Genomic DNA, 19,798 nt, shown 5'->3' with positions numbered 1-19,798 from the left:
ATAAAAATCAAATAATTTCTTACATATTTAAATGTTAAAATGAAATAAAATTATATTTATACTGTTAATTAAAAGAATAACGTTTGTTAATTACTTTTATAATGTTTGTATTATGATGGCGAAGAGTGTAAAAAAGGATTTATTTTTCAAGGAAACCTTGAGATTGATTCATGAAAAAGGATTTAGAGCCACTACCATGCGAGATATTGCAGAACGCATGAACTTTGAGGTAGCTAATATTTATAATTATATAGACTCTAAAGATGCCCTCTTAGAAAATTATGTGATTGGGATTACCAAAGAATTTCAAACCTATATGGATAATATTATAGATTCAACTTTTTCACCAAAGGATAAGCTGAGAATGGTAATTTCCAAACACATACAATTCACATTTGAAAAACCATACCAGCTGGCACTTATGGCAAATGAATGGAGAAATTTAAAGGAGCCTGCACTTAGTGAATATGTAGCCAAAAGATCAGACTATATTTTTAAAATTGCCTCTATTTTGGAAGACGGTGTAGAGAAAGGAGAATTTAGACCTATGAACATTGAAATTGCCACAAATAGTATAGTGTCGTCATTGAGATGGTCTTATAACAAGTATGTAGACAATAGCAATACTAGTATTAACCCTATTGAACTTGAAAAGCAATTTATGGATTTCATTTTTAATGGTGTAAAAGCCTCTTAAACCTTCACATATCTTTTAAAATTTTTAATTATCTAGTTTACCATAATTTGAATGAAAATAGCAAGGTTTAACCTATTGCACATTTCATTTCTGCCAAATATTGTTGACCTTTATAAAGCAAATTGAACAACAATAGTTATGACATCGGCAGAGGCAAAATTAAAGGAACGCGTAAAAGAACTAACCTGTTTATATGAGGTAACTTCTATTATCGTAAATGCAGATTATGATCAAATTGATGCATCTTTAGAAGCCATTGTTTATTGCTTAAAACGGGCATGGCAATTTGAGCAAGTAACCGAAGTTTTTCTAAAAGTTGGTGAATACACTGTACAAACAGACGACTTTAAGCCAAATATGGTCTGTTTATCTTCAAAAATAAAAGTCTTTAATAAGTTAGAGGGTGAGGTAATGGTTGGCTATCCTTCAGAAAAATATAGTATTGATGACTTTTTAATAGAGGAACAAACGTTGTTGAACAACGTTGCCTTAGATGTTGGCAATCTTATAGAACGTAAACAAATTCGTGACAGTGAAGCTCTTACAAGACGAAAAATGGAGCGAACCGATCGTTTGCACATATTAGGTGAGATTACAGCTGGCATAGCTCACGAATTAAATACCCCATTGGCCAATATACTTGGCTTTGCCGAACTTCTTACCGATAAAATGACGGATAAGCAGTCTGTCAGAGATCTTGAAAAAATTATGGACAGTGCCATTTTTAGTAGAGAAATCGTTAAAAAACTTATGTTCTTTGCTTGCGAAATGCCGCAAGAAATGAAAAGGGTTCAATTAATTCCTATTGTAACAAGCGTTATAAAATTACTAGCACCATCATTACGTGATAAAAAAATTAAACTAGTAACAACTTATGAAAATGAAGATCTGGTTTTACAGGCAGATACAGTACAATTGACCCAAGTATTGTTCAACCTAATTATGAACGCCATTTATTATTCCCCAGAAAATGGTATTATTTCAGTAAAAGTCCTAGATACAGAAAATCATATTCTTTTAAAAATTGCCGATCAAGGAGAAGGTATACCAAAAGAATTGGAAGATAAGGTTTTTGAACCCTTTTTCACTACCAAACCTATAGGTGAAGGTACTGGTTTAGGCCTTAGTGTAGTTCATGGTATTATTACGAGCCATAAAGGTACCATAGAGCATGAACAGAATACGCCTAAAGGAACTATTTTTACGGTCAACTTTCCTAAATTGTAATTATGGATTTGCGCAAAGAGAACATACTCATAGTAGATGATGATATAGATATTCTAGAGCTTTTGCAAAGGCATTTACAAGCTATGGGATACCATACTTATAAGGCGGTGTCAGTTAAAGAGGCCTTGTTTATTTTGAAGGATACTTTTATAGATCTTATTATTACTGATATTCAAATGCCAGAAATTGATGGATTACAATTACTGAAGTTTGCAAATGAACATTACCCGGAGATTCCTAAATTGGTGGTAACCGGCTACCCTTCTGTAGAAGACTCCTTAGAAGTCATAAAATCTGGTGCCACAGATTATTTGACAAAACCTTTTACTAAATCCGAACTTAAAGACGCTATAGAGAAAGCATTTGAACAAAATGCCCACAGAAAAAACCATAATTTTACCACTGCCTCCCCTAACCTATATTCAGATATGGTAGGAGAATCAGTCGCTTTTAAAAAAGTGACGAATATTATAGAAAGGGTCAAAGACAACAAAGCTACCATTATAATTACCGGTGAAAGCGGAACCGGAAAAGAACTGGTTGCAAGGGCCATACATTATTCTGGTAAATTCTCTAGAGAACCTTTCATTGCAGTAAACTGTGGGGCTATTCCAGAAAACTTACAAGAAGCGGAACTGTTTGGATACATAAAAGGTGCCTTTACCGGTGCAAATGAAAATAGAAACGGTTTTTTTCAAGCTGCCAAGGGCGGTACACTCTTTTTAGACGAAATAGGCACTGCTTCACTGGCAGTACAGACCAAGTTATTGCGTGCCTTACAGGAAAAGGAAATTACACGGGTAGGATCTCAAAAAGTTGAAAAAGTAGATATAAGGATTATTGCCGCTACGAATGCTAATTTAAAAGATGAAATAAAAAACGGCTCATTTAGAGAAGACCTTTACTATAGGTTAACCGTTGTAGAGATCAACGTGCCACCACTTAGGGAAAGAAAATCCGATATTTCTATTTTAGCCGATAAGTTTATACGAAAATATGGCATAGAATTTAAGGACCGCCTTCTCCGTATTGCCCCTGAAGCGCTTCAAATTCTTGAAAGATATAATTGGCCCGGTAATATAAGGGAGCTTGAAAATATTATTCAACGCGCCGTAATAATGTCCGATGGTATTATTAAAGTAAAAGATTTGCCAGAAGCCTTAAAATATCAAATTGATTTTCCTGATAATGGGTTACGTCCACTTTATGAAATGGAAAAAGAATACATACAACGTGTATTGGTTCATACGAAAGGAAACAAAACCAAAGCCGCTCAAATTCTTCAGATTGATCGTAAAACTTTACGCGAAAAACTAAAATAAAACACCTCAGAGCATGCCCATGAGGCATTCAAAAGGAAACAAACTTTTAAATTCGAGACAAGCCTCAGCGTATTATACCCTTTGGCGGTGCCAATAAAATCGGGGAAATTCTACCCAATCGGGTAAATACTCCCCACTTCAGGTATTATCAAAAATTATTTTTAATATTGTAAATTATTGATAATCAATAATTTACAATACATATTTTCAAATAATCACTTTAAGGGCATACCCTTTGCATTTTCTATTGCGAACAATAAAGCTACTACCACTTGTTTGGTAATACGTAGTACAATTAAAAATGCAGTAGATGAAATACGGTAGTCTAGTTTTGGAAGAGAGCGAATTCATCGCTATTAAAAATCATCTAGAGAATAATCTTTCTATTGAAGATTATGCGCATAAAAACGCGTTAGAACTTCTAGCTCAAAATATGGGTATTGCCATGGTTTTGAATACTGCAGATATCCCTTTTGACATAGTAACTATTAATTCAACCATAAAAGTTACCGGAGCATCGGGCGTACATCAAACTTTTACCATAGTACCACCTGAGCAAAGCAATGCTAAACAGCACAAAGTTTCAGTAATCAGCAGTTTAGGTGCATCGGTAATAGGTCGCGCCGTAGGTGATAGAATTTCATTTGGGCTACCCGGTGAAATGATGTCCCTGGTCATAGAAAAAGTTATCCAACCAAACCAAGCCAACAAAATCACTCCTAAAGTTTCAACCATTTAAAAACAAATATTAATTAATTCTAAAATTATTCAGTTATGATAAAATATGCAATTGCCCTGTTATTTTCAGTAAGTATGTTAACCGCTCAAGACAACACTTCTACACAACCAGAGGTTCGTGTTGGTGATGTTTTTGAAATAGGAAAACCCGAATCGCACAAGTACAAACACATAGATTTTCCAAGAGAAAATTTTATAATCAAACGTGGTGGTATTGCCAACTATAGGCAGGCCCATGGCGAGAAAGTTGTAGTTACCTCAGTTAAGGAAAAAAAGGACGGTACTACACAAATTAAAATTAAAAGAAATGATGGTGGTCGTTTTTTTGGTAGTCATACAGTAGTAACTGCAGACTACAAAGACGCTATCAACTCAGGCGAATTACAAGTCCTTTAATTTTTTTTAGTTGGTTGATGTAATCCACTTGGCTTCTATAAATAGGTTGGCTGATTTATTAAGAAAACACCAAGTGGATTCCTATTAACGCAAAATGTACAATCATAATATAAACTCTATAACACTTATGTTCTCAAAATTAAAAACACAGCAAAGAATGCATGCCATCTTTATTTTAGGCATCACTTTTTTGTTGGTTTTGGGTTCAAATAGATTGTACCAAAGACATTTTACTACGTTGCAAACAACGGTAAATACCGTGTATGAAGATAGGGTTAAGGTTCAAGATTTTATTTATCAGCTAAATAACATCTTCCATGAAAAAGAACTAAGACTTACAGCTCATGATTTTATTTTAAACCAAGAAGAAAATAAAAAAGTAGAAAATCTATTGAATGAAGTGGCACTTACAGAACTGACCACTACCGAATATAATACCTTAAATACCCTGACCGACAAATTTAAAAAGCTAAGAATATTGGAAGATAAAGAGCTACAATCCAATAACGGTATTCAAAGCAGCATAAGGTCAACCTCATTAAAAACTCTTTCCGAAATAGATGATAATTTAAATATACTAGCAAAAATACAATTAGAAGAAAGCAAACAACTTACTCAACTTTCCAATAAAACTTTAGACAACAATATTCTAATGTCCAAACTGGCATTTGCCTTATTAGTACTTATTGGCATTACCCTTTTGGCGTTAATTTTTTATCCTTTTAAACCTCAGACGGTTTTAGAATAACAAACAACAGTAAGAACACTTTAATACATCATAATATGAGCTCGATGAAAAATTATATGCGCAGCATATGCTCCACTTGTACGCACCATTCTTATTGTTCGATCACAAAAGATAAATATAACATTCATTCGTGCAGTGAATATGTTCATTTTATGGATTTCACCAACAAACCCATTACCGTGATATCCAATGAAATGTCTAGCAGTGAATTAAATAATGAATTAGTATTAAACTACATATAATGATAGCAAAAGTAGCTCCAAAAAAAGCACCTAAACAAGGTATGCTAGAAAATGTAATGCGACAGTTTGATAATGCCGCAGACATTATTGACCTTAATAAGAACATTAGAAAAATTCTTGAGGTTACCAACAATGAATTTGTTGTTCATTTTCCTGTACGAATGGACAATGGTGAAGTTGAAATCTTTACCGGTTACAGAGTGCAGCATAACAACTCTCTTGGCCCATACAAAGGTGGGCTACGTTACCACCCAACAGTAGATATAGATGCTGCCAAGGCTTTAGCAATGTGGATGACCTGGAAAACTTCTTTAGCAGGTTTGCCCTATGGTGGAGCCAAAGGAGGAATACAGTTAGACCCCACGAAATATACAGATTCCGAATTGGAACGTATTACCAGAAGATTCACCTATGCCTTGGGCGACAATATTGGACCTGAGTTAGATATTCCTGCTCCAGACGTGAATACCAATTCGCAAACCATGGCATGGATACTTGATACCTACATGTCTACCAAATCACCGGCGGAACGCTCCACCAATATGCATGTAGTTACCGGTAAACCAATTGGTGCAGGCGGTTCTAAAGGAAGGGATAGAGCTACGGGCTACGGTGTTTTTCTAACTATAAAATTCTGGGCAAAAAATAACAACATTGACCTAAAGGACAAAAAATTCATTGTTCAAGGTTTTGGTAACGTAGGGTACTGGGCTGCCTATTTCTTAGAAAAAGAAGGCGCTATTTTAACTGCCGTACAAGACGCATATGGTTGTATTACCAATGAAGAAGGTATAAACGTAGACCAATTGCTGGCCTATAGTCAAGGTAATAAGGGAAGTATTTTAGGTTTCTCTAAAGCAAGAACCATTGATAGCGCAGACTTTTTCTCGTTAGATTGTGATATATGTATTCCTGCCGCATTGGGCAACCAGATAACGGCAAAGAACGCCAATAAGATTAAAGCGTATTTAATTGCTGAAGGTGCAAATGGACCGACCGATGTAGACGCCGAAAACATACTACTAAAAAAAGGGATTGAAATTATACCCGATATTCTTTGCAACTCTGGTGGTGTAATAGGTAGTTATTTTGAGTGGCTACAGAACCGTAATGGCGAAATATGGTCGTTAGACGAGGTTATGGAGAAATTAGAAAAGAAAATGTCAACCTCTTTCACCACGGTTGTCGAGACCTCTAAAAAGCGAAATGTGGATATGCGTACCGCCGCATTCATCATTGCTATTGAAAGATTGGAAGAAGCTTATGTACAACGAGGTATTTTTCCTTGATATACATAGTTGATCAACAAACAATAAAAAATTTTAATATGTAATACTGCCACAACGAGCGTGGTCGAAATTATTTGAAATAAGCTAGCCAATGTTCTCGGCTACGCTTAGAATGGCAATGGACAAGCTATTAAAATTAAATGTACAACCATAAAACACAGCATATGAAGTACGGAAATCTGGTTATAGAAAAAAAAGAGTTTGTAGTACTTAAAAGATTAATGAACCTATCTGGGTATTACAAAGATAACACCTTGCGTAAATCTGTTAAAAAGCTGGCATCAGAACTAGAAACTGCTATTATTTTAGACGCTAACGATATGCACGAAGATGTAATACGGTTAAATACTATGGTCACCATAGTTTCTGATAGCGGTTGGCACAAAAAGTTTAAACTGGTAATGCCTACGGACAGTGATATTAAAAACAATAAAATCTCAATTCTTACACCTATGGGTGCAGCAGTTATGGGATATAGTGAAGGTGATACCGTTCAATGGGAATTTCCGGTCGGGGAACAAAAACTTACTATTGAAAAAGTGGAGCAAGAAAACGAACATATTAACCTGAACATGGCATTATGACTACAACAAACCATTCTATGTTGATAAACAAAATTTAAACATTATGATTGCCTAAGACAAGTATACTAGTCATGGATTGAATTTAATAAAAGAATATTAACAATAACTAAAACGTACAGTATGGAAAGCAGTATATTAATACCCACAGATTTCTCAAAAAATTCATGGAATGCCATGCTTTACGCTATAAAGCTGTTTGAAGATAGAAAGTGTAGCTTTTACATATTGCATGCCTATGCCAAAGAAACATATGGTCTTGATAGTTTAAGCCTTCTTGATCCAGATGAAGCGTTCAATAAAACATCAGAAAACAATTCTAAAAAAGGTTTAAGAGAAACCATTGCCAGATTACATAGCTTAAACAAAAATACCAAGCATAGTTTCTATGCAGTATCTGAGTCTATGTCACTTTTAAGTGCAGTCAAAAACCTGAACAAGAAGATACAATTTGATTTACTTGTATTGGGAGCTAAAGGCTCGGCAAACAAAAACGAAGCAGCATATGGTCAACATACCTTGGAAATTTTAAAGAACGTAAAGGAAAATCCAATATTAATTGTTCCCGGCAATGTAGATTTCAATCAACCCAAAGAAATTGTATTGACCACTAATTTTAATACGAACATTAAAAAATCTGAAATTGAATATTTGGTTACTATTGCCAAACTAAGCAACGCAAGCATACAAGTACTTAGTTTAGAACAGCCGAGCAACCTAAGTTTTGGTCAAAAGAGGAACAAAGTAAAACTACGTAAACAGCTTAAAGACGTAGCCCATAGCTTTAACACCTTGCGCAATGTTAAAATGGCCATTGCATTAAATTGTTTTGTAGCTATAAGGCATTCAAATATGATCAGTTATGTAGACAAAAAACCGTCATTTTGGGAAAGATTTGGTTTTGGGAGACTATCATTGAACAACCTGGGCTATTATGCAGAAGTACCCGTACTGGCCATACATAGTAAATAATAAAATTACCTTAACAGTTTAACTTGTTGCTTTCACAAATAGTACCTTTGTATGGTTGAAAGAACATGATAAATGAACGACGATTTTCATAAAATACTCTTTAATTATCTTACAGAAGCTGGACTAAGCACTACTGCCGCATCATATCTTAATTTAGCCATATTATTAATAGTTGCATTAGTGTTGGCTTGGTTTTTAGATCTTTTGATCTGGAAAGTTCTACGTTCAGTTTCATTAAGGCTAGCAAGAAAATCAAAAACCAATTTCGATAATTTTTTGGTAGCCAATAGGGTGCCCAGATATTTGGCTCATATTGTTCCGTTAAGCATATTAATAGAATTTGTACCCTTTGCCTTTATTGGCTTTGACTATGCCGCAGAAATTGTTTTAAAATTTTTACATGTACTTTTTGTAGTGCTTGCATTGTATGTAGTTAAAAGTGTTTTTACCAGTATTAATGATTATTTAAAGACCAAGCCAAGGTTTAGAGATAAGCCTATGGGCAGTTACATACAGGTATTTATGATTTTTGCCTGGATCGTAGGCATCTTCACTATTTTCGCCATTATCACCGAAATTCAAGTTTGGAAGTTCTTTACCGCACTGGGTGCCGGCTCTGCCGTTATTCTACTTATTTTCAAAGATTCCATACTGGGGTTGGTGGCTAGTATACAAGTAAGTATCAATGATATGGTGCGTATAGGCGACTGGATCAGTTTTGATAAGTTTGGTGCAGATGGCGATGTTATTGAAATTTCATTGGCGACGGTAAAGGTTCAGAATTTTGATAAAACAATTACGACCATTCCTACCTATGCCTTAATATCAGATTCTTTCAAGAACTGGCGTGGTATGCAAGATTCTGGCGGAAGACGAATTAAGCGCGCATTGATCTTAAGTCAAAAAAGTATACATTTTCTTTCTGAAACAGATCTGGAGGAATTTGAAAAAATACAATTAATTGCGCCATACCTTAAAACCAGAAACGAGCAGATCAATTCTTACAACACCTCTAACAACATCAATAAAGACCTTGCCATTAACGGTAGAAATTTGACCAATATAGGAGTGTTCAGGAAATATGTAAACGATTATTTAGAAACCCACTCTGCCATAAATAAGGGAATGACCTTAATGGTTCGTCAATTACCACCTACGCCACAAGGCATACCCTTAGAAATATATGCATTTAGCTCAGATAAACGTTGGGAAAACTATGAGTATGTTATGGCAGATATCTTTGACCATTTACTGGCCGCACTACCCTATTTTCATTTACAGGTTTATGAAATTCCCGTTTCTCTTTCTGCCGTTGAAAATTAATTTTTCACTTTAATTGCCAAAATCAAATTGGTGAATTTTAATACTCTTTCTTTTTTTGAAATGGTTAGAAACCATCTGTATTTTTCTTTTAAATACGCTAAATAATAACTAGCAGTTCTTCTATTATTCTAAAAATACCGATAACTTTAAACAAGTTAAAATAACCAACACATTTAAAAATGAATATCAATCCTTTTAAAACCATCTTACCTTTTCTAGTTTTATTTTTAGTTTATAGTTGTGGAGAAAATAAACCAAAAAACAAAACCGATGAAAGCACAACCGTTTTAACGGCGAAAGCATATAAGGGCACCGCAAGCGTTACCCAAGGTATTGCCACTACCCTGCTAGAAGATATTTACGAATGTGATCGTGGTAGAAAAACAGATGTTGGTGAAATTACTTCTACAGATGGAAAAAAATGGACCGTGCCGGCAGAAACCAACTATACTAATGAAAATTTTCCGTTTGCCATAGATTTATACAACGCGTGCGAAGGAAAAAATTATAATACTGCTCAAGAAGCTATGTCTCATTACAATGATTTGGATATTGTTGAAATAGATAATGATGGGGAAGTTTTTACCGCATATATCTTTGCCGACAATTATTTTGAAATGTATGTCAATGGTAAACCCGTAGGCAAGGATAAAGTTCCGTTCACGCAATTCAATTCAAGCGTTATTAAATTTAAAGTAAATAGACCATTTACCATAGCCATGAAATTGGTAGATTGGGAAGAGCACCTTGGTATTGGTTGTGAAGAAAATAGGGGAAAACCTTTTCATGCAGGTGATGGCGGTATGGTGGCTGTCATTAAAAATAGAAAAGAAGAAACAATTGCCATTACGAACAAAGACTGGAAAGCACAAACATTTTATACGGCTCCTATCATAGATTTAAATTGTACTTCTGAAGATGGTGCATATAGATATTCTAAAAACTGTGATACCAATGGCAGAAAAGACGGCAGCAAATTTTACGCCTTACATTGGCAAATACCAGAAGGATGGATGCATACCAATTTCGATGACTCTGATTGGCAAGATGCATCAACATACACAAATGAGACCATTGGTGTGGACAACAAACCTTCGTATACTAATTTCACCACGCTATTTGATGACCCTATTAAGAATGCCCAATTTATTTGGACTACCAATGTCATTTTAGATAATGAAGTTCTTGTTAGACATACCGTTGAATAAACATTTTATTACTCAAAATAACCAATATCTTGCAGTTCAATATCTCATTGAGCAAAAATTATACTATGCGAAAAGAACTTAATATCCATGAATGGTCTAGAAAAGAACACTTTAATTTTTTTTCAAAATTCAGTGAACCGTTCTATGGCATTACCGCTAAAACAGATTGTTCAACTGCCTACAAAAAATCAAAAGAAAACGGATATTCCTTTTTCATGTATTATTTGCATAAATCATTAAAAGCCGCAAACAGTATTACAGCATTTAAATACCGTATTGAGGGTGATAAGGTTTATGAATACGATGTAATAAATGCATCGCCCACTATTAACAGATCAAATGGTACTTTTGGGTTTTCCTACCTTGATTATCATGAAGATTTTAATACTTTTTGCGACCTGGCAGCACCTAGAATTGAAGAAGTAAAAAACTCCAAAAGTCTAATGCCAGCTTTATCAGGTGAAAATGTAATTCATTTTTCATCATTACCTTGGATAGATTTCACATCACTTTCCCATGCTAGGCATTTTGATTTTCCGGACAGCTGCCCAAAAATTAGTTTTGGTAAAATGAATACGGTAGATGGCATTCAAAAAATGCCCGTATCGGTTCATGTTCATCATGGTTTGGCAGATGGTCTACATGTTGGGCAATTCTTTGAAAAACTACAGGAATTTATGGACTTTGATGATTAATATAAAAACCTATTTCCTAAATACACTGTTTATAAACTAGAGGTCAATTTCATCATATTGACACTTAAAGAATACAACCATCGTAACTGTTCCCAAATCAGTTGTTCTTCTTGATGGTTTCTTTTGTATTTATGTGAATCGTCTGCACTTAAATTCACCTCTTCAGATTGAAATTTGGGCAGTTGTTTCTCAAACGATATTACCTCATCTAAATTTATAACTTGTTTATCCGCAGCATCAATAGATAACATTTTCAATACCGATTCTAAGTTCTCATCGATCTTAGTAATAATATTGTTTAAACGTTCAGAAGCCTCTGTAGTTGTATGGTGCTGTATATAAATACTCCATGATGCCAAAGAGGATAAGAAATTATGGTTTAGCTCTACCAATTGATAAATTTCATTTAAGTTTTTCTGCTTGGAATGCGGTTCTTGCGTCATTCTTTGAAAAGCAGAACTAAGATTGGAAGTCTCTAAAAATGCATTTTTTCGTGCCAATCTATAACTTGTAGGTACATTGCCTTTATGAATATAAAAATTTGCAATCTCAGACAGATATGTTCTATTCGCCTCCACACTTTTGACAACATCTTTACGTATCTCTTGAAAACTCCAACTAGGCCATAAAAACAAAAAACCTAGGTACGAGAGCACAGCCCCCAAAAGGGTATCTAAAATACGGTATTGTATTACGGTCATTACATCTGGTTGAAGAATACCGTAAATAAAAACAATGCTGAGCGTTACGTATATTGCCGATGCCTTATAATTCTTTTGAAGCATAGATAACGCTATTACAAAAGAGATGAGCGCCAAAATCGCATATGCATAAACATCTTGTACCAAAAACACAATGACAGTGGCTATGAGTCCGCCAATGATAGTTCCTACAGTTCTATCTTTAGAGCGCGCTTTGGTTAAACCGTAATTAGGTCTCATTATTAAAATAATGGTCAATAAGATCCAATACGCATTCTGAAAAGAAAATAGGTTACCCAAAACAAAACCGATCATTAAGGTAATTGCCATGCGCAACGAATGCCTAAAAATGGTAGATCTAAAACTTAGGTTACGCAACAAAATACGCGGGCTATAATCTTGGGAAATTAAAAAGTGTTTTAATATTTCTTTATCTATAAACTCTTCAGACGCAACATCATGATCACTTAATAACCACTTGATTCTTTTAATTTTATCGAACTGTTTTTCTTGGTAATCCAGAAAATTCTGAAACATGATAAAAGCTTCATAGGCCTGTGCATCTTTTATGCCTCCTAATTCTTGAATCTTGTAATCCAAATCGTTAAACAGCGTTTTCAGCTTATTGTGCTTGGGAATTTTTGTTGGCTTATTTCCAATTACAGCGATCATCTGTAACTGTTCTGCCATTTCTGAAATAATATGTTGAAACAGTTTTGCAAACTCAGGATAACCTTGAAATTGCTCATCCATTTTTAAATAATTAACAGGGTTTGCACCAGCATTTTCCAACATTTCTATCAATTGAGCCAAAACCAAAACCCGCTTTCCGTTATATACCGATATACCAGAATTCTTACGTGAAAGAATAAGTATTTCACGTAACGTGTTGTGCTGTTCAGTTAATTCGCTCTGTAGTAAAAAAAGACTTTTTTTGAGTTTTTTCCTATTGGCTTTTTTACCTATTAATTTACCTCTCTTTTTTAATAGCTTACCGGTATTCCCAATAGTTTCATATAAAACTTCCTCGGTCTGCCCTTTTGGGTTTATCTTATACCATAAAAGGGACAGGGCCAGATACCACATACCTCCAAGACCTACCAATAAAGAGAATTCATAAATTTTTAACTGGTCTGGAGTATGCGCAAAACTGATGACCAATGCCAATAGACCGGAAAAACTAATAAGAGAAGCCCTAAATCCGTAGGCGGAAATCATGGAAATTGCAAAGCTGACCACACCTAAGATTACTACTGACAACCATGGAGAATAATGCAAGTAACCCCCTATAAAACTAACGACCATAACCAAAGCGGCAGAAAATAATATGCCATATACCTTGTGCTTAAAACTGCCATGAACATCACTTGGGTTACACCAAAAAGCACCAAAACAAATAGCCACACCTATTTCCGCATAACCCGTAGAAATACCTATACCCAGTGGTGTAATTACGGCAATTACAGTCAATACCGACTTGGTAAAATGAGTGCTGCCCAAATATTGGAATAGCTTTTTTAATGTATCTAAAATAAAAACTTGAATCTTGCTCAACACCTATTAAATCAAATACAAAGATAGACTATGAAAAGAAGTTTCTTTCAAAAACACCTTTAAGAAATACACATTTGGACATTGGTGACCATATTAAATATCATCACTACGATTAAGCTCATTATACAACCATGTAAGTATTATATTACTAATATTTTGAATTATCGCTTTCCTATGTAATCTTCAACTGCTATATTTAGTACTTTTAATTGACTTTGATGCTTATATAAACTTTGGAGAAAAAAACCAACACCCTCTTAATATTAGCTTTAATCGTAGGGCTAGCTTTTCATGGTTCTGCCATTTTTTTTACTCTAGAGTCTACCTACGATGCATTGATTCACCTATTTTTTGCTGACCATTATGCCAATAGCTGGTTTGATCCTTGGGAGTATAGATGGTATACCGGTTTTACAGTACAATCTTACCCACCGTTAGTACATCAATTAATTGGAATTCTCTCATACATTGGCGGACTCAAATTTGGCATGTATGCTGTGGCACTCATAGCCATCGTACTCTTTATAACTGGTGCCTATAGGTATACCCTTCTTATGACAGGCAGCAGAAGAATTGCCGGTTACGGTGCCGTAATGGCCGTATTTTCATCAACATTTGTAGAAACCTTGCACATTTTTGGGCAACTGCCAAGTGTTTCTGCATTGTCGATATTATTACATGCAATGACCGAAATTTACCTTTGGATAAAAACAGGTAAAACAAGATATTTTATAACCTCGGCCACCATGCTTGCGGTTACGGTAACCTCACATCATGTTACCCCTTTGTTCGGCATGGTGTTCTTTATAGCTCCATTAATGGGTATGGCTGTTATGGATGCTGCAAGAGAAAAAGTAAACTCTTATAAAGCGCTTACCTTTAAAGTCTTTTGGGGTACTACTTTACAGCATTTTTGGCGTATAGCCAAGTTTGGCGGTACCGCAATTTTTTTACTGGTTTTCTGTATTTTTCCCTATTGGTACAATTCTAAAAGAAACCCCATTACCCAAGTTGCCATACCACATGGATCTAGAGATAATTTCTTAGAGGTAACCTCATCTGGACTGGTATTTTTTATTATTCCTTGGGGTGTATTTCTATTTATACTCCCTTATTTCTTTTACAGATATTTTAGCAAAAGATATGTATTCTTCGGATTGTCATTTGCCCTTTTGACCATTCTGGGAACCGGTGGTACTACGCCTATTCCGTTAATGATGTTAGGTGAAACTGCATTTAATATTCTTACCCTAGATAGATTTACATTATGGGCTACCATTATGGCATTGCCCATATTTGCAGAATTTGCCTACCGTATGGTAGAAGGAGACCTTAAGGTACTTATACAATCTAAATTTGGTGGTGTATACCATAGGGTCTTAGGCGGTCTCATTGCAGGCGGAATGCTATTCATGGTGCTCTTTACCATGACCTTGGGGTATTTTAGACCATCGCAACCCGCTAAAATTAAAATGTTGCCCATTGTCAACTTTTTGGGTGCAGATTCGCATGACTCATGGCGATATCTACCACTGGGCTTTGGTGATCAAATGGCATGGTTATCTGCCCAGAGCGGAGCCATGACGGTAGATGGCAACTACCATTCCGCAAGGCGATTGCCCGAATTGACTACAAGGGCCATTGAAAGAATTGAGAACTCTAAATTTAGAGGTGTAGAAGGTATAGGTTCTTTACAACAGTTTTTGACCGTACCCGAGAAATACAACTTAAAGTATATTTTCTCCAATGATAAGTTCTATGACCCTATACTCTATTATTGCGGTTGGCAGCGCTTGCAACAATTAGAAAATGGAATCATGGTTTGGGAAAAACTTAATGTTGCACCCATACCCCAAATTATGCCCAAACAAGATGTACCTACCATTATGAAGATCATGTGGGGCGTAATACCGTTAACCACCGTGCTCATTGCTATATTTGTAAATATCCAAATGATATGGGTTAGACTGTTAAAATCCAGAAAGACACCGGTACATTCTTTCATGAAATTAGAATTGCCGTACAACAGATTTCCTCCTAAATTATTAACCTTTTCTCATTGGTGGGCATTGCTGATACTTATCTGCTTAGGATATGGTATGTATATATTCTACGTGAAAAATGTTGCTCAGTTGTCACCCACTAACGTAGTAGAATCCTATTATGATGCATTGGACTTTAAAGAATTCTCTACGGCACACTCTTATATTGACCCAGAAGACCATATTGATATAGCCCAGTATATGCTAGAAGTTTCAGTTACCGATGGTATACTAAGTTCTTATGCAAAACTGGATTCCTTAGGCATTGAAATTTACGATGAGACTGAAAATAGTGCAAAGGCCAAAGTAGCTACAAGATGGATTACCCCTTTGGAAAATGTTTTCAATAATGATTATCATGAATTGGTAAAACGTAAGAACAAATGGTACATTAAATCTGTTAAGGTGGATAATGATATTCCGCCAGACCAATTATTTACAGCTAACGGCACAACCTATTACAATCATGGTAGACGAAAGATTACCACACAAGAAACCTACCATGAAGATGTTCTAAAACAACCCGTATTAGAAATTTTATCTGCCAAATTGGTAAAATACAAGGGGCAATACAGTGTAATTGGAGAGCTACAAAATGTAGATAATACACCCGCAGATGTAGTAATAAAAGCAACATTATACAATGATAATGATAAAGAACTGGCTAATTATAACGCCAAACATCAAATTAAGCATAAGCTAATGCCAAAAGAAACTACTACCTTTAAAATTAACTTTGAGGGTATAGCATGGTCATCTACAAAAGACACCTTACCCCCTACTTTTGATCCAGACCAATTTACGCCGGTCAGTTTTGAAGAACAACCGACCAAGTTTAACTTACAGTCTGCTGGTAATACCGCAAATACCGATTTATATAAACACGTTGCATTACAAGATCTAAAATATACGGATCAGGGTTTTGAGGGTGTTTTGTTCAACTCCGGTGTACAAGAAGTTACCATACCACAATTGATCATTTCTTATTATGATGAAAATAGCGAGTTACTTTGGGTAGATCATAAATTTATAACAGAAGGGGTACGTATTCAACGTAAACAATTCTTTAATTACAAACCCCTGGCATTAGATAGTTTAGAAGTTATAAGTAGCAGTTTGGAAAATTGTTTTGTCAATGGGTTGCCCAATAAAGCTATTGCAGATAAAATTTTTCCGGACAGAAAATTGATTCATGGCAAACAGCAGAGCCAACCTTTTAAAGGCAAAGGTTATGACTATGTGAAATTTGAGATTAACAGTTATATAGGTAATCCAAAATAATATGCGCAGTACAGCCTTATACATATTAGCACTTATATTACTTGGTTGTTCAGGTAAAAAAGAAGAATACCTTACCGAATTCTCTCAACCTACCGTTGAAATAGTTTCTAATGTTACTCATAGCGTTGCGGGTGATGCTATTTCAATGGTATTCAAAACCGATATTGACATTGATAATTTTAAACTACACATTAAAAATGCCTTTGGAAGTGTGCTTTTGTCCCCTGAGATATCCGAAAAAGAAAACATGGTGTTCCATATTCCTAAAAACTATACCAGAGTTGCCGGTCCGTGTAGATGGGAACTTCTAATGGATGGACATATGATAAAACAGGGAAAATTTGATATTGCCACGAACGCCCCAAAAGACACTTATATAGAATCTTATTTTGGTCCTCGGAGTGTTACGGCTGGCTACAATGATTACTCTATGTTGACCGTTGCCCCCACAGACGCTTTTGACAACCCATTAGACGATGGCACTAAGGTCACCGTAAAATACCAGTTTCAGGATAATATCGATGAAGTAGAAATTGAAACTGAGAGTTTTTTCGCATTTTATAATGTTAGGTCAACTTTAAAATCAGGCAGAATATTAGTTACGGCCGAGTGTAACGGTACAACCTCTAAAGAACTTGCCACAATAGTTTACCCAAATAATGCAACAAATTTTTCCATTAGCAGTGCTAGCGCTCATAATTATGCAGATGGAAACCAGATCATCACTTTTACATCGGACATTATTAAAGACGAATATGGCAACATAGTAACCAATGGCACATTGGTAACCTTTGTAATAAAAACAGATCAAAATGCCTACCTGTATACTTTAGGCACAACCATAAACGGAATTGCAGAAGCAAAAACATTACACCCGGATAAAGCGGCCGAGTGGGAAATACAAGCATTTGTCACCGGAGCAGCAGAAAGTAACACCACCAACTTTACCTTTAACGCTGCCATTAAAGACTATCCTGTTCACTTTTCAAAAGGAAATAGAAATATAGATATTGGACCATTTGAAAGTTTTATGAAGCAGTTAATACCAGATGGTTTGCTAGTGCAATTAGACATCTATGATATGGATGATGTTTTTATTTCCTCTAAAAAAACCACTACCAAAAATGGTGTATGTAACATTTTTCTTGGTGAATATTTTTTAGCGGAAGGTAAATACAAACTTAAAATTAACGCTGCAGGTATAACCAAAGAATTTATAAAAAATATAGATGGCGATACAGTTGAATAAAACATTGTACAGAACAGTACTCATAATTACTTTTTTAGCTATCAACGGACTAGTTCTTTATGGTATTGGCGCTGCATGGGCATTTATGAATACGGGTGCAGATAAGACTTCCATGTTACATTTAGAAGTTCCCATGGAGGATGTCTACAAACCAAATCTTGATTGGGTCAGTTTAGACAATCCCGGTAGACCTATGGAAAAACAAGCTCTGGCAGAAATCACTAATGACTATATGAACGCATGGCACGTGAGAAACATAGCCTATAAGAAAAATGACCGATACGGAATAGAGGATTTTTATACCGATAGCGCAAGGGTAAGGCTTTATGATAATATAGACCTCAACAAAAAAAACAATCATTGGTACAAGCGCACTACACTAAACCACAACTCTGCTTTAGACTTTTATACGGCGGATGGTACCATGGTCGTTTTTAAAGACTATAACGTTGAAGAATACCAAGAAATCTATGAAGGAGAAACTTTATTGTTGACCGAAAGAGATACCACCAGCTATCAAGTAATGATGCTTTTGGAGGATGGTTTTTGGCGGATAAGACATTTAAAGGAAATTCCCTCACCAGTTGATACAATGCCTATTGAGCCAAGAAACATTGATGACCAATTAAAGAAAATCAACCAGATCAAAGGAATTAACTACTACCCTAAAGATTCGCCTTGGGATACGTTTGGCAAGAAATTTAATGATACAATTATAGAGCAAGATTTTAAGATCATACAAGATATGGGGCTCAACACCATTCGTATATTCATACAGTATGAAGACTTTGGCAAAAATAAAGTTGATCATAAAAAACTGCAGCTGTTAAAGACACTTTTAGACAGCGCTGAAGCCCACAATTTAGACGTTTTAATCACTTTATTCGATTTCTATGGGGATTATGATGTTTCTAACTGGACTTTAACACACAGGCACGCCCAGCAAATAGTCAATGCCGTTAAAGACCACCCCGCAGTACTAGGTTGGGATATTAAAAACGAACCAGACCTGGATTTTGAATCCCGCGGACGTTTACGGGTCCTAAACTGGTTAGAGCAAATGATTGCAAATATCAAAAAATGGGACAAAAAACATCCGGTCACTATAGGTTGGTCTACCCCAGAAGCCGGTATAGAACTTGCCGATAAAGTAGATTTTGTATCCTTTCATTATTATAAGGATATCGAAGATTTCAAAACAGCTTATGACACCTTGAATTCAGCTGTGCCCAACAAACCTAAATTACTTCAAGAGTACGGTATATCATCATACAAAGGTGCGTGGAATTTTTATAGAGGTGCAGACCAAGAAGGGCAAAAAGAATACTATAGTCAAATGCAACAGGTATTGAAAGAAAACGAAGTCCCATATATGTTTTGGACATTATATGATTTTGAAAAAGTACCAAGTGCCGTGGCAGGAAGCTTACCCTGGAAAACAAAAAAACAGCACTATTTTGGCTGTATAGATACATTGGGCAATAAAAAACCTTCGTATTTTGAATTGGTGGAACAGATTAAAAAGGAGTAATT

Annotated in this window: 16 protein-coding genes; 15 read left to right on the top strand and 1 reads right to left on the bottom strand. The window is 35.4% G+C overall.

From position 1 onward, the window contains the following. Positions 1-112 precede the first annotated feature (112 nt). The 12 genes from B2Z27_RS09130 (at position 113) to B2Z27_RS09075 (ending at position 11,438) form a co-directional block, all read left to right on the top strand. The gene (locus B2Z27_RS09130; protein ID WP_286813427.1) at positions 113-697 is read left to right on the top strand and encodes a TetR/AcrR family transcriptional regulator; all 585 of its coding nucleotides are present in this window, start codon (positions 113-115) and stop codon (positions 695-697) included. Positions 698-835: 138 nt separating this feature from the next. Then, a complete protein-coding gene (locus B2Z27_RS09125) occupies positions 836-1,924 on the top strand; it encodes a sensor histidine kinase (RefSeq protein WP_058103410.1) in 1,089 nt (362 codons plus the stop codon). Positions 1,925-1,926: 2 nt separating this feature from the next. Further along, a complete protein-coding gene (locus tag B2Z27_RS09120; RefSeq protein WP_286813426.1) occupies positions 1,927-3,246 on the top strand; it encodes a sigma-54-dependent transcriptional regulator in 1,320 nt (439 codons plus the stop codon). A 310-nt stretch (positions 3,247-3,556) separates the two neighbouring features. After that, on the top strand, positions 3,557-3,985 hold the full coding sequence (locus B2Z27_RS09115; protein WP_074672936.1) for a GreA/GreB family elongation factor: 429 nt from the start codon (positions 3,557-3,559) through the stop codon (positions 3,983-3,985). A gap of 35 nt (positions 3,986-4,020) precedes the next feature. Continuing rightward, on the top strand, positions 4,021-4,380 hold the full coding sequence (locus B2Z27_RS09110) for a hypothetical protein (RefSeq protein WP_058103413.1): 360 nt from the start codon (positions 4,021-4,023) through the stop codon (positions 4,378-4,380). Between the two features lie 127 nt (positions 4,381-4,507). Beyond that, positions 4,508-5,128 carry a hypothetical protein gene (locus B2Z27_RS09105; RefSeq protein WP_286813425.1) on the top strand — a complete coding sequence of 207 codons (621 nt, stop codon included), beginning with the start codon at positions 4,508-4,510 and terminating at the stop codon, positions 5,126-5,128. A 241-nt stretch (positions 5,129-5,369) separates the two neighbouring features. Then, positions 5,370-6,659 carry a Glu/Leu/Phe/Val family dehydrogenase gene (locus tag B2Z27_RS09100; RefSeq protein WP_286813424.1) on the top strand — a complete coding sequence of 430 codons (1,290 nt, stop codon included), beginning with the start codon at positions 5,370-5,372 and terminating at the stop codon, positions 6,657-6,659. Between the two features lie 164 nt (positions 6,660-6,823). Further along, positions 6,824-7,243, top strand: a complete 420-nt coding sequence (locus tag B2Z27_RS09095; RefSeq protein ID WP_286813423.1) for a GreA/GreB family elongation factor — start codon at positions 6,824-6,826, stop codon at positions 7,241-7,243. A gap of 120 nt (positions 7,244-7,363) precedes the next feature. Continuing rightward, positions 7,364-8,212 (top strand): universal stress protein, encoded by an 849-nt coding sequence (locus tag B2Z27_RS09090; protein WP_286813422.1) that lies wholly within the window; start codon positions 7,364-7,366, stop codon positions 8,210-8,212. A gap of 72 nt (positions 8,213-8,284) precedes the next feature. Continuing rightward, on the top strand, positions 8,285-9,535 hold the full coding sequence (locus tag B2Z27_RS09085) for a mechanosensitive ion channel family protein (protein ID WP_286813421.1): 1,251 nt from the start codon (positions 8,285-8,287) through the stop codon (positions 9,533-9,535). A gap of 179 nt (positions 9,536-9,714) precedes the next feature. Then, on the top strand, positions 9,715-10,743 hold the full coding sequence (locus tag B2Z27_RS09080; protein ID WP_286813420.1) for a hypothetical protein: 1,029 nt from the start codon (positions 9,715-9,717) through the stop codon (positions 10,741-10,743). 65 nt (positions 10,744-10,808) lie between these two features. Further along, positions 10,809-11,438 (top strand): chloramphenicol acetyltransferase, encoded by a 630-nt coding sequence (locus B2Z27_RS09075; RefSeq protein WP_286813419.1) that lies wholly within the window; start codon positions 10,809-10,811, stop codon positions 11,436-11,438. Between the two features lie 29 nt (positions 11,439-11,467). Here the strand turns inward: B2Z27_RS09075 and B2Z27_RS09070 are convergent, their stop codons facing one another. Further along, entirely contained in the window at positions 11,468-13,693 is a 2,226-nt protein-coding gene (locus B2Z27_RS09070; protein ID WP_286813418.1) for an FUSC family protein, read from the bottom strand. Between the two features lie 233 nt (positions 13,694-13,926). Here B2Z27_RS09070 and B2Z27_RS09065 point away from each other — a divergent pair, with 233 nt between their 5' ends. From B2Z27_RS09065 to B2Z27_RS09055, 3 genes are read left to right on the top strand one after another with little or no spacing between them, the layout of a single operon-like run. Then, positions 13,927-17,016 carry a hypothetical protein gene (locus B2Z27_RS09065; protein WP_286813417.1) on the top strand — a complete coding sequence of 1,030 codons (3,090 nt, stop codon included), beginning with the start codon at positions 13,927-13,929 and terminating at the stop codon, positions 17,014-17,016. A 1-nt stretch (position 17,017) separates the two neighbouring features. Then, entirely contained in the window at positions 17,018-18,265 is a 1,248-nt protein-coding gene (locus B2Z27_RS09060; RefSeq protein WP_286813416.1) for a hypothetical protein, read from the top strand. After that, positions 18,246-19,796: a cellulase family glycosylhydrolase gene (locus B2Z27_RS09055; protein WP_286813415.1), complete on the top strand. Its 1,551-nt coding sequence runs from the start codon at positions 18,246-18,248 to the stop codon at positions 19,794-19,796. The genes B2Z27_RS09060 and B2Z27_RS09055 overlap by 20 nt, the downstream gene beginning before the upstream one ends. The last annotated feature ends 2 nt before the right edge of the window (positions 19,797-19,798 follow it).

Source organism: Maribacter sp. UBA3344, assembly GCF_002362375.1.
Classification (GTDB): Bacteria; Bacteroidota; Bacteroidia; order Flavobacteriales; family Flavobacteriaceae; genus Maribacter; species Maribacter dokdonensis.
This window is presented reverse-complemented; position numbering and strand designations above follow the sequence as displayed.

Bases quoted from the DNA above. Each gene is read 5' to 3' on its own strand.
- B2Z27_RS09130 (WP_286813427.1), top strand. From the start codon at position 113: ATGATGGCGAAGAGTGTAAAAAAGGATTTATTTTTCAAGGAAACCTTG.
- B2Z27_RS09125 (WP_058103410.1), top strand. From the start codon at position 836: ATGACATCGGCAGAGGCAAAATTAAAGGAACGCGTAAAAGAACTAACC.
- B2Z27_RS09120 (WP_286813426.1), top strand. From the start codon at position 1,927: ATGGATTTGCGCAAAGAGAACATACTCATAGTAGATGATGATATAGAT.
- B2Z27_RS09115 (WP_074672936.1), top strand. From the start codon at position 3,557: ATGAAATACGGTAGTCTAGTTTTGGAAGAGAGCGAATTCATCGCTATT.
- B2Z27_RS09110 (WP_058103413.1), top strand. From the start codon at position 4,021: ATGATAAAATATGCAATTGCCCTGTTATTTTCAGTAAGTATGTTAACC.
- B2Z27_RS09105 (WP_286813425.1), top strand. From the start codon at position 4,508: ATGTTCTCAAAATTAAAAACACAGCAAAGAATGCATGCCATCTTTATT.
- B2Z27_RS09100 (WP_286813424.1), top strand. From the start codon at position 5,370: ATGATAGCAAAAGTAGCTCCAAAAAAAGCACCTAAACAAGGTATGCTA.
- B2Z27_RS09095 (WP_286813423.1), top strand. From the start codon at position 6,824: ATGAAGTACGGAAATCTGGTTATAGAAAAAAAAGAGTTTGTAGTACTT.
- B2Z27_RS09090 (WP_286813422.1), top strand. From the start codon at position 7,364: ATGGAAAGCAGTATATTAATACCCACAGATTTCTCAAAAAATTCATGG.
- B2Z27_RS09085 (WP_286813421.1), top strand. From the start codon at position 8,285: ATGAACGACGATTTTCATAAAATACTCTTTAATTATCTTACAGAAGCT.
- B2Z27_RS09080 (WP_286813420.1), top strand. From the start codon at position 9,715: ATGAATATCAATCCTTTTAAAACCATCTTACCTTTTCTAGTTTTATTT.
- B2Z27_RS09075 (WP_286813419.1), top strand. From the start codon at position 10,809: ATGCGAAAAGAACTTAATATCCATGAATGGTCTAGAAAAGAACACTTT.
- B2Z27_RS09060 (WP_286813416.1), top strand. From the start codon at position 17,018: ATGCGCAGTACAGCCTTATACATATTAGCACTTATATTACTTGGTTGT.
- B2Z27_RS09055 (WP_286813415.1), top strand. From the start codon at position 18,246: ATGGCGATACAGTTGAATAAAACATTGTACAGAACAGTACTCATAATT.